Source organism: Xanthovirga aplysinae (genome assembly GCF_009711365.1).
Lineage (GTDB): Bacteria > Bacteroidota > Bacteroidia > Cytophagales > Cyclobacteriaceae > Xanthovirga > Xanthovirga aplysinae.
Genome location: NZ_SMMB01001201.1, coordinates 1 through 11267, shown reverse-complemented (window position 1 = coordinate 11267; position 11267 = coordinate 1). Strand labels below are relative to the sequence as shown.

At 37.1% G+C, this 11267-nt stretch carries 8 protein-coding genes; 3 read left to right on the top strand and 5 right to left on the bottom strand.

All coding sequences use genetic code 11. The features are described 5' to 3' along the window. Positions 1 to 90 precede the first annotated feature (90 nt). From E1171_RS16670 to E1171_RS16655, 4 genes are all read right to left on the bottom strand, one after another. Complete coding sequence (locus tag E1171_RS16670) at positions 91 to 870, bottom strand: SDR family NAD(P)-dependent oxidoreductase (protein WP_155207187.1); 780 nt, start codon at positions 868 to 870, stop codon at positions 91 to 93. Positions 871 to 1092: 222 nt separating this feature from the next. Next, positions 1093 to 1896 (bottom strand): phytanoyl-CoA dioxygenase family protein, encoded by an 804-nt coding sequence (locus E1171_RS16665; protein WP_155207186.1) that lies wholly within the window; start codon positions 1894 to 1896, stop codon positions 1093 to 1095. A gap of 201 nt (positions 1897 to 2097) precedes the next feature. Then, positions 2098 to 5031: a DUF748 domain-containing protein gene (locus tag E1171_RS16660; RefSeq protein WP_155207185.1), complete on the bottom strand. Its 2934-nt coding sequence runs from the start codon at positions 5029 to 5031 to the stop codon at positions 2098 to 2100. A 220-nt stretch (positions 5032 to 5251) separates the two neighbouring features. Next, complete coding sequence (locus E1171_RS16655) at positions 5252 to 8197, bottom strand: FAD-binding and (Fe-S)-binding domain-containing protein (protein ID WP_155207184.1); 2946 nt, start codon at positions 8195 to 8197, stop codon at positions 5252 to 5254. 343 nt (positions 8198 to 8540) lie between these two features. On the opposite strand from E1171_RS16655, the gene E1171_RS16650 reads away from it, so the two are divergent. From E1171_RS16650 to E1171_RS16640, 3 genes are read left to right on the top strand one after another with little or no spacing between them, the layout of a single operon-like run. Beyond that, positions 8541 to 8987, top strand: a complete 447-nt coding sequence (locus tag E1171_RS16650) for an ATP-dependent zinc protease family protein (RefSeq protein WP_155207183.1) — start codon at positions 8541 to 8543, stop codon at positions 8985 to 8987. A gap of 2 nt (positions 8988 to 8989) precedes the next feature. After that, a complete protein-coding gene (gene rimK / locus E1171_RS16645) occupies positions 8990 to 9889 on the top strand; it encodes a 30S ribosomal protein S6--L-glutamate ligase (protein WP_155207182.1) in 900 nt (299 codons plus the stop codon). Next, a complete protein-coding gene (locus tag E1171_RS16640) occupies positions 9855 to 10853 on the top strand; it encodes a succinylglutamate desuccinylase/aspartoacylase family protein (protein WP_155207181.1) in 999 nt (332 codons plus the stop codon). The genes rimK and E1171_RS16640 overlap by 35 nt, the downstream gene beginning before the upstream one ends. Before the next feature lie 125 nt (positions 10854 to 10978). Here E1171_RS16640 and E1171_RS16635 read toward each other — a convergent pair. Continuing rightward, positions 10979 to 11267 (bottom strand): Hpt domain-containing protein (locus E1171_RS16635; protein WP_155207180.1); only part of this gene is annotated, 289 nt, incomplete at its 5' end.

Here is an 11267-nt window from a genome sequence, read left to right as displayed (position 1 = left end):
ATAAGGCGGAATATCTTAAGAAAAAAGTGAATTATAGGAGCTGTTTAGGGACAGGGATTTAACTTTCCCTAATGATTTAGAATAAAAAATCTACTTAGAGTAGGAACTGACAAATTCCATGATTCGCTCACTCACACCTTTGGGCAATAATTTCAATAACTTAATAGACAACAAATTCATAAAACCTGGGATAATTTCCTTCTTCCAATTAAACATTCCGTTTACAGCAATTTTAGCTACCTTTTCAGGGGTCATGGATACTATCTTAGCCATTCCTTCCATGGAACCCATTCCTGCTCTTTTTAAGAATTCCGTTTGGGTAGCCCCTGGACTTAAACAACAAACAAAAACAGAACTCCCTTTTAATTCTCTACTCAATCCACGGCTAAACAAAAGAACAAAAGCCTTAGTAGCTGCATAAATATTCAAGGTAGGTACAGCTTGATAAGCCGTTAAGCTGGAAACATTGAGAATAAAGGCTTTGGGTTGTTTCAATAATTGAGGCAAAAAAGCATAAGACAGTGCAACAAGGGAGTGCATATTCAATTGCATCATATTTTCTTGCATTTCAAAATTCATCTGATTGAAATGCCCCCACATCCCATAGCCGGCATTATTCACCAACACTTTCAATTCTTTTGTTTCTGTCTGGCTCCATTCAACCACCTTCTTCACTGCTCCTTCTTCAGTTAGATCAATTGCCAGGTACTTAGCAGTAACTGGGTATCTATTTTCAATAGTGATGACCAAATCTTTCAATAGTCTTTCTGAACGAGCAATTGCCAGAATAGAATAACCCCTACTGGCAAACTCATGGACCAAGGCCTTCCCGATTCCTTTACTTGCTCCTGTGATTAAAGCATAAGACATGAGAGGAGTTTTAATAATGAATAATGAATATTTAATAATGAGCTAACATCACACTAATCCTTTAACTCAAAAAATTAGGTAAAAAACTTTTTTAGAGATTTAGTAACTTCAATTTATTATTATAAATGGTAAAGTTAAAGTAAGTGGAAATACAACTTCCTGGTAAAGTGTATAACATAAGTTTTTTTTTAATTATTTTTACTAGCCATTCAATAATTCTGGTTAACTAATAAACCGCAGAAATCTATGATAAAATGGGGTTTTGCTAAACTCATCTTTGGGGGCATATTTTCCATTTATTATGGGCAAAAGGATAACCCTTCGTCGACTCACTTCTCCTTCTAAAGAACATTTAGCTACCCTATGCCAGCAACGGCCATGGTGAATTGTTAAATCTCCAGCGGTTACATTAAAGCCCACTTCTTTAGGATCTGCCTTTCGGTTTAAATAATAAAATTTACGCGTTAAAAGCCTAACAATATTTTGTTTATGGGTTCCAGGCAAAATTCTAAGCCCCCCATTTTTCATAGGAAAACTATTTAAGTGAATGCCAATATTCAACATCGGCTGGATTCTTGTCCCATAAAAAATGTCACGAATGGAATCTGTATGCCATCCTATTTGTCGAAACCGACTACCTGGATGATTGTAATAATGATTTACCACCATACCATCCTTTTCTCTTTCTCCCAGTCTGGCATTTTCACATAATAAGGGCATCAATTGCTGTAACCGGGGATCCTCAATTAACTCATGTAGAACAGGATTAAATAAGGAGGTAAAAGCAAAGCGATGCACTATCTTTTGGCCATGGGTTCCCTTGCCAAACTTAATAGGAATACCATTTATCTGAATGATATTATTTTCAATCCAATGCCTCTCCACCTGGTCAATGGCCATGTCCACTTCCTTAACTCGAGAGGGGGATAAAAAACCTCTATAGTGGATATAGCCGTGTTTGGCAAAGAACTCCTTTTCTTCACTAGAAAGAAATTCTTTGAGTTCAAAACTTCTTGCTATCTGCATCCGGTTTACAATTATTTTGATGGATTATGATAATACTCTATTGCCGTGAATGATTAAACAACCAATACTTCATTTACTTAACCGGTTGATCATCTTCAAAATAACAATAGAAATGAATACTAGACCTTTAAATCAAACAGAAATAATTTCATCAAATATTAAGCTATATATTATTAAATTATTTCTGAAAACACCCACAACTTATTCAATAGCACCATAAGTTACTTCAAAACCCGGAACTTTCTTACCTTTTACATCCACCTTTTTGAGGTCAACATTTTCCACTACAAATCGGTTTTTAGGTATATTTTTAATATTATTCAAATAATTGTCAATGTATTTATTTCGGGAATCCACTATAGAATTTACTGCCTCGTCTGCAAATTCATCCCCTACCAGCAGACGACATTGTTCTATCAAGGGTGTTTCATCAGCGTAGGTTTCTGTTTCCCAGAACAAATACCTTCTAAACTTCTTATCATCATCATCAATGGAATTGATTTTATCTACATCCACAGATAAAAGAACAACATCCTTATCTAGGTGGTTTTTCCTTATGTAGTAGCGTTTTTTTGCTTCAAAAATCATAAGCCTATTCCTTTCTTCCTCTACATCAGTTTCCTGATTAAATTTAACTTCTATTCCCTCTCTGGTATCCAGAATTTGGGCAATGATATCCAGTGTTTTAGTTTGCTCAGCATTTGGACGTTCTTGCAGATAGTCAAAGGCAATAAAACGTACTTTTTCCTCACTTAATCCAAAAGTTTCAGCCAAAAACCGGGCAGGAGCTTCCACAGCTTTAGTAACCAAATTTTGAATTGCCTGCCAAACCACCTTTCCTAATTGAAAATCAGGATCGTCCAAATTCCCCTCAACTGGAAGACTAACATTTACATTTCCTTCAACATCCCTTAAAACTGAAATGGCAAACTTCCATGGCAAATTAAATTCAGCATTCTCCTTTTGTTTATTGCCCAACTTAATATCCCTCATGACTATTTCATTTCCACTGTTAAGAAAATGGGAGGTTACTCTATTTTTACTTTCGTGGCGATATACTCCTTCTTCAATGGGGTAACCAGTATAATAAACAGAATATGGGTTAAAGTCGGTCATATCCATATCGTAGATATCATAGACTAGCCGCATATCCGGGTAATTATTGGGATTCAAATCCAATCTGGCCTCGATATGTCCCTTCTGGTTCAAATTGGATTCAATATTAAATTGATTGTACTCATTATTGTACGCAATATTCTTCCCACTAATATTCAGATGATCCAATCGATATTTAAAAAGTTCACCAAGGGTAAAATCATAGAATAATAAAATGGCTTGGTTTATTTTCAGGTCCTTCACCAAATATTTTAAAGGGTTCCTTTCTTCAGCAAAAACCTCTTCCTGGGTAGGGGGAGAAGGCCCGCCTTTTTCCCTTTCTTTCTCAGGTGTGCTATATCTCTGGCCTAACTGCTTTTCTTCAGATTTGGTGCCTTGGGCTTTTTTGGTTTTTTCTTTTATTAGAGTGGTATAAGTATTCCTATCCTGAAATAACTCAAATTTTAAGTAGGGTTCATTAATTTCTAATGACTGCAAATAACACAAGGAGTTTTTCGTATCGATGGAATCTATAAGAGTAGACAATTGCTTAAAAGATAGAATTTCTACATTCTCCTCATCTTTCAAAGAAAGCTGGTCCAATTGATTAAATCCTGAAAGTGTAAAAGTCAGGGGTTCATCCAGGTCTCCAGCCATATGCACTTTATTAGTTAGCTTACCATCCAGAGCAGTAAAATTCAATCGATCTTTTAAATAAGGGGTAAATTGGTTAATCAAAAAATCTTCTAACTCTAAATTTAAATCATAAACCTTACTATTTAAATTGTAGTAGACTTTAGAAACCACTTTTCCCCCATTTTCCACCCAGAAACTTAAATCCCCTCTTAATTCCGGACTGTGATAATTGACTTTTTCCGAATGAATTTCCACACTATCCAAACGGTAAGTCAAATTTTTCCCTCCTCTATAATTATTGAAAAGCATCTTTCCTTCTTGGGCCTCCAGTAATTTAGTTTTGAGAACGAATGACCTTCGGACAGTAAGTGTATCCACTCCCTTTTTGAAAAGAAATTTACTGGTATCTTTCTGAGGAACATAGTTAAAAGCAAATAGCTCTTTCAAATTACTGCCCCCTTTGGCATAGAGATCCAAAAGAACTTCCGGCTTTTTAAGGATGAGAGAATCCAGGTAAAAAGTCAGATTTTCGATATCAAAAGATTCAATGGCAAAAGTCAACTCCTCAAATTTAATTGGGACCCTGTTTTGCTTATCCTGCACATGAAATTCCTTAAATTCCCCTTTTCCATTTATCTCCAAATTCGCAAGGTGTTCCAATTCTCCCTCTACTTGAAGTTGTCCTCCAAACAGTCCTTGCATGGCGTTGATGGCCATTAACTCCTTAAGGTAGGGGGTTAAAATATCCAATACAAAATCCCTGGCTTTCAACTCCAACCTATACTTTGCACTTTCTAAGTCCAAATTTAATTTGGATTCCACATGCCCTCCATGTTCAAAATCGAAAACAAAATCGGTTTTGGCAGTTTGGGTGTCCCATGAAATAGCTGGTAACTCCAAGTCCAAATCATTGGTAATGTACTCACGATCATAGATATCATCCCTATACCGAAAATAACCGTCTGTAATTTTTAGATTTTCAATAGAGTATTTAGTGATGCGAGCTTTTTCAGAAGTTTTCTTCTTTTCCTTCAGCCGTTTGATGATATCGGAAAAATTAAATTGTTTTCCCCTTTGAACAACCTTAAAGTTGGGCTTTTGAATATCAATTGCTGAAAAATAAAATTCCTTCTTAAGGAGTTTTTTTAATTCAATATCTACAAACAATCGGTCAAAACTAACAAAGACCTGTTTTTCATTAGGTTCAAAAAGAACAAGTGTATCCGCGGTAATTTCTCCCTTAAAGTAATTAAAATACAGAGCTTTTAATGTCAATTTTCTCCCTAATAATTCATTACTATGTTTTTCCAAATAATTTCGGGAAATATCTGGCAAGAAGTGGAGAAATACCCCTCCACCTACTATTAGAAGGATTACAACTACAGCAAAAACCTTTTTCTTCATTCTACCGTCAGCGTGGCTAAGGAAAATTTTGACAGTAGAACAATGAATAATTAAAGAACGGTTCCTTTATTAGTGAAGAGTTATAAGGTCAAAGTAAAAAGGCCTAAGTTAAAAGTTAAAATTTAATAGTTAATAGTAAAGAAATAGGAGGGAAAATAAGGTTTCATTGGAATCCTTATTTTCCCAAGAACTATTTTAACTCATCACTTATAACTTTTAACTAAATTAACGCTTCATAAAGAATCTCCACAGGGTGCTTAGCCTGGCGGCCTGTCCCATCCTTTATTTGATGCCTACAGCTTGTACCTGGAGCAGCAATAATGACCTCATCAGGTTGTTTACGCACAGTTGGGAACAATACCAATTCCCCAATTTGCATGGAAACTTCATAATGCTCCTCCTCATACCCAAAAGACCCTGCCATTCCACAGCACCCTGAAGGAATCATATGTACCTCGTAATTTTGGGGTAGGGAAAGCATCTTTTTAGTTGGAACCAAAGAAGAAAGAGCTTTTTGATGACAATGCCCATGCACTTTTATCAACCTCTTTTCACTTGAAAATTGGGCTGCTTTAATAATTCCTTTGTCTATCTCTCTGGCAATAAATTCATCGATTAAAAGAGCATTCTCTGAAAGCTTTTGAGCAGACTCCATTAATTCCTTTTCTGCCAAATCAAGATACTCATCTCGAAAGCTTAGAATTGCAGAGGGCTCAACTCCTAGCAAAGGGACATCCTCATTGACCTGCTCACTTAAAAGTCTGATGTTTTCATTTACAATCTTTTTAGCCTCACGCACCAGTCCTTTTGACAAATAGGTTCTGGCACTTTCTCTATGTTCAGGAATAATGACTTCATAGCCCAATTGGGTCAATAACTTAATAGCCCTAATACCAATACTTACATCGTTATAATTGGTAAACTCATCACAGAAAAGCATGACCTTTCCTTTAGGCTGCTCTCCAAGTTTTAGGCCAAAATTATTCCTTTGATGCTTTTGCCACCATTTCTTTAAGGTGGTATCCTCCAATAAAGGAATTGAACGCTTAGCAGCAAATCCCATCGTTTTCTTTGCCCAATTTGCTGTCACCTTGTTTTTGAACACGAAATTATACAAACCTGGCATCTTGGCTGCCAAGGCATTGGCTTTAGGTGTTTCGGCAATTAAACGAGCACGGAAAGGCACTCCGTTGGCATCATAATACTGTTGGAGAAATTCCCCTTTAAGTTTGGCCATATCCACGTTGGAAGGGCATTCCGCCTTACATCCTTTACAAGAAAGGCAAAGGTCCATAACCTGGTACACTTCCTCACTGTCAAAACGATTTAGTTTTTCAGACTGAGTTAGGGTTTCCCTCAAGATATTAGCCCGGGCCCTTGTCGTGTCCTTCTCGTCTTTAGTGGCCATATAGCTGGGGCACATGGTGCCGCCACTTAAATGGGTTTTCCTGCAATCCCCAGAGCCATTGCACAATTCTGCAGTTCGCAAAACTCCCTGCCAACGGTCAAAATTAAAGGTAGTTTCAATATCAGGAGTAACCATTTCCGGTTCATACCTTAATTGCTCATTCATTTTTGGAGTACGAACAATTTTTCCCGGATTGAAAATATTCATAGGGTCCCAGCAATCTTTTAATTCCTCCAGCAGACCATAATTATTTTCCCCAATCATAAAGGGAATAAACTCCCCCCTCAATCGACCGTCACCATGTTCCCCACTTAAAGAACCCTTGTATTTTTTCACTAATTGCGCGATCTCATCAGCAATCTTATGAAAAAGTTGATTTCCTTCTTTCGTTTTGAGATTTAAAATAGGACGCAAGTGCAATTCACCGGAACCAGCATGGGCATAATGCACACAGTATAAATTATACTGCTTTAGGGTTTCGTTAAATTCACTAATGAATTCAGGAAGGTCTTCCACATCCACTGCTGTATCTTCAATAACAGGAGCAGGCTTGGCATCCCCAGGAATATTAGACAATAGGCCCAAACCGGCTTTTCGAAGGTCCCAAACCTTCTTTATATCCTTCCCATATATTATTGGAAAATGGTAACCCAGACCTTCCTTTTTCAAATCTTCTATTAATTCTTGAGCGGCCGCATCAACCTCCTCCCGGCTATGACGCAATAGCTCTACTACCAAAATAGCCTCCGGGTCTCCCTCCACAAAGAACCGGTTCTGACGATATTGCAAACTTTCTTTGGTGCACTCAAGAATATAATTATCCATCAACTCACATGCAGACGGATCATATTTTAGAGCAATAAGGTTTCCTTTCAGAGCATCATTTATACTATTAAAGTGTATACAAACTAACCCCTGTTGCTTTGGTGGAGCTGGCACCAAATTCAATTTAATTTCTGTTATAAATGCCAAAGTTCCCTCTGAACCTGCGATAAGTTTACAGAAATTAAAATCTTCTGCACCTTCTGTAAATGGTGCTGTCTCCAACAACAAGTCAATAGCATAACCCGTATTGCGCCGTTTAATGCTTTTTTTCGGATATTCCCTACGAATTTCCTGCTGATGAGAGTCGGCTCCCAACATTTTTTGGATCTGTTGATAAATAGTAGTTTCCAGTTCACCAGATGTGCCTATCCCTCTACATTTGGCTTCAAACTCTTCATTACTAATGGCTTTAAATTCTGTTTCACTTCCATCACTTAATAGAACTTTTACACTCAATAAATGATCTCTTGTACTACCATAGATTACCGAACGTGCTCCACAGGAATTGTTTCCCACCATACCTCCTACCATGCAACGATTGGAAGTAGAGGTTTCGGGGCCAAAAAACAATCCATAGGAAGCCAGGAACATGTTCAATTCATCCCGAATTACACCAGGCTGAACACGTACCCATTTTTCTTCCGGATTTATTTCTAATATTTTGGTGAAATTTTTGGAAACATCTACCACTATTCCTGAGCCTACCACCTGGCCAGCTAAAGAAGTTCCTGCCGTCCTTGGAATTAAGGCCACGCCTTCCCTTCCAGCAAATTCTATCAGTTGCTTTAGGTCACCGGTACCTTTAGGAATAACCACTGCAAGAGGCATTTCCCGATAAGCAGAAGCATCTGTTGCGTAAAGAGTACGCAAGGCATGATCATGATAAAGTTCACCGACTAAAAGTGTCGATAGATCTTTCAGTTTCTCCTCCATGAATACTAAAAAAAATAAAAAGGTGGACAGGAATACAAATTGGGCTAAAATTAAGAAACAGCTATCAGATCTCCCGCTTATTAGGATTTTTTTATTGCTTTTTAAGGAATTCGGAAAAAGCCCTTTTTGAACAATCTCATTTTTCACAAAAAAAGCTATCACTTCGGTTAGTAATACTAATCAGCTTTCTCTCACTTCTATCACTTTTGAATTTTCCCTAAAAGTGCATAAAAGGTCAAAATCCTAAATTACAAAACTACCTAAACACTAATTAGTTTCAATAAATAAAAGCTTGCCTAAAGAGTAGGAGCGAAAAGTATATAATCAAATAAACAAACTTCCTTTGAAAGGCAAAAACCCCGTCAAAAAGATAATTGGTAGGCAGGAACATATTGACCTTCCTGAACTTCACCTATTTCAGGTTGCAGCTAAAATAGATACTGGAGCATTTTCATCTTCACTCCATTGTCATCAAATTGAACTTACCCATAAAAATGGAAAAAAGACCTTACACTTTAGGGTATTAGACCCCAAACATGAAGATTATAATAACAGGGACTTTTATTTCGAAGACTATACTACTAAAATTATAAAAAGTTCTACTGGGGAAGAAGAAAACCGCTTCATAATCCAGACCACCGTTCAAATCTTTAATAAAAAAATACTAACTGACTTTTCTTTAACAAACCGGCAACAGATGAAATTTCCAATTTTGCTTGGAAGAAAATTCTTAAAACATCGCTTTGTGGTAGATGTAGATAAAAAGAACCTTTCTCATAAAAAAATATAAAAATGAATATTGGAATATTATCCAGAAACCCTGAATTATACTCTACTAAACGATTAGTCGAAGCATGTGAATTGAGAAACCATACCATTCAAATCATAGACCATTCCAAATGTGATTTGGTAATGGAGAAGAAACAACCACAAGTTCTATACCATGGAGAATACCTCAATGATTTTGATGCGATTATTCCAAGGATCGGAGCCTCCGTCACATTCTTTGGTTCAGCGGTTATTCGCCAATTTGAGATGATGAAAACGTTCTCCGTAACAGATTCACAGGCATTGTTACGTTCCAGAGACAAACTTAGAAGTTTACAATTATTAGCAAGGGAAGGGCTCGGAATGCCCAAAACCGTTTTCACCAATTATTCTAAGCATACCGATGAAATTATTGATTCCGTAGGAGGAGCTCCATTAGTGATAAAATTTTTGGAAGGAACTCAAGGAATTGGAGTTGTACTTGCGGAAAATAAAAAAGCAGCTGAGTCTGTCCTTGCCGCCTTTAATGGTTTAAAGGCAAGGGTCATTGTACAGGAATTTATTAAGGAATGCAAAGGAACGGACATTAGAGCCTTTGTGGTAGATGGGGAAGTAGTAGGCGCTATGCGTAGAAAAGCCCAACCAGGAGAATTTCGCTCTAATCTACATCTAGGAGCAACAGCTGAAATAGTCACTTTAACCCGTTCCCAAAAAAGTGCTGCATTAAAAGCCGCTAAAGCGATGGGACTTCACGTGGCAGGAGTAGATATGTTACCTTCCTCTAAGGGGCCTCTAATTTTAGAGGTTAATTCCTCTCCGGGATTACAAGGAATAGAAACTTCCACAGGTGTAGATATCGCTGGGAAGATCATTGAATTCATTGAAAGAAATGCAAGAAAGAGAAGAAAAAAAATCAGTGCCTAAAGAGGAGGAACCCTTTTTTATTGCTGGAATACAAATTGCCAAAGTTACTCCCACCAAAATAAATTTTCCAATAGCCAAATTACCTTCTGGCAACCCTATGGAAATTCCCACTTTTGTTTTTAGGGCAAAAGAAAAGGGACCAGTGCTTTTATTAACAGCAGGATTACATGGCAATGAAATTAACGGAATGGAGATTTTACGAAGGGCTATAAAGGAAGAAGTAAATTTAGTGGAAAGAGGAACCGTAATTTGTATCCCTGTGGTCAATGTGTTTGGTTTTCTACAATTTTCAAGGTATGTCCCGGATGGAAAAGACATCAACCGGTCATTTCCTGGCAATCGAAGTGGTTCTCTAGCCAGTCGTATCGCCTTTTTTTTAAGAAATTATATTTTGCCCATAATTGATTATGGACTTGATTTCCACACCGGAGGGGCTTCCAGAGCCAACCACCCTCAAATTAGGTGCACTTTTAATCATCCTACTAGTTTGGAACTAGCCAAAGCTTTTGCTCCCCCTTTTATAATAAATTCACGACTCAGAGACCATTCCTTTCGACAATTTGCCACTAAACATGGTAAATGTATCCTTTTATATGAAGCAGGAGAAACCTTGCGATTAGACGAATCCGTAATAAACACCGGTTTGGATGGAATTAAACGGATTATGAATTTTCTCGAAATGAAAACTTTTGAAACTCCCATCCTTGAGAAAAGTGAACTCATCACCCATTCCTCCTGGCTTAGAGCAAAGCAGGCAGGATTATTTCGAACTCACCTGAAAACAGGAAGTAAAATCCTCAAAAATCAAACATTAGGATTCATTTCTAGTCCTTATGCCGATTTGGAAATTAAAATAACTTCCCCATTTGAAGGTTATATTCTTGCTCTCAACCACAACCCTGTTGTAAATATGGGTGATGCACTCATTCATATTGGCAGGGCTTCCCCTACTCAAAAAGCCTGAATAATTAAAAGTGAATTTTAAACTATAAATACCCAATAATTTGAGTCTTTTCTCCAATAGGCAATAGTATTCTGGAGAGAAAATATATGAATTTTAAAATTCTTACTGAATTTGAATTGGGAACTTTACAGACGGGAAATCACCTCGTTAATCAGCTGGTCACTTTTTATAATGATTTTAGACATTTTTTCAACTTCGAGATTTAAATTATTAATTTCCTTTCTTTTTAGGGCGTCTTCCATTACCCTGGCTTGCCGCGTCAATTCATTTAAACTTAAATTAACACTCCCTCCGACGACCGCATGAATATAAATCCTTGCTGACTCCAAGTCTCGCTCCTCCAAAGCCTTGTTAAAGGAGTTAAATTTTTTCTTTAAATCCTTTCTGAAGATTACCAACAGTTCTTTAAAAAAG

Excerpts from the sequence above, each read along its gene's own strand:
- E1171_RS16655 (WP_155207184.1), bottom strand. The coding sequence starts at position 8,197 with ATGGAGGAGAAACTGAAAGATCTATCGACACTTTTAGTCGGTGAACTT.
- rimK (WP_155207182.1), top strand. The coding sequence starts at position 8,990 with ATGAATATTGGAATATTATCCAGAAACCCTGAATTATACTCTACTAAA.
- E1171_RS16665 (WP_155207186.1), bottom strand. The coding sequence starts at position 1,896 with ATGCAGATAGCAAGAAGTTTTGAACTCAAAGAATTTCTTTCTAGTGAA.
- E1171_RS16660 (WP_155207185.1), bottom strand. The coding sequence starts at position 5,031 with ATGAAGAAAAAGGTTTTTGCTGTAGTTGTAATCCTTCTAATAGTAGGT.
- E1171_RS16670 (WP_155207187.1), bottom strand. The coding sequence starts at position 870 with ATGTCTTATGCTTTAATCACAGGAGCAAGTAAAGGAATCGGGAAGGCC.
- E1171_RS16640 (WP_155207181.1), top strand. The coding sequence starts at position 9,855 with ATGCAAGAAAGAGAAGAAAAAAAATCAGTGCCTAAAGAGGAGGAACCC.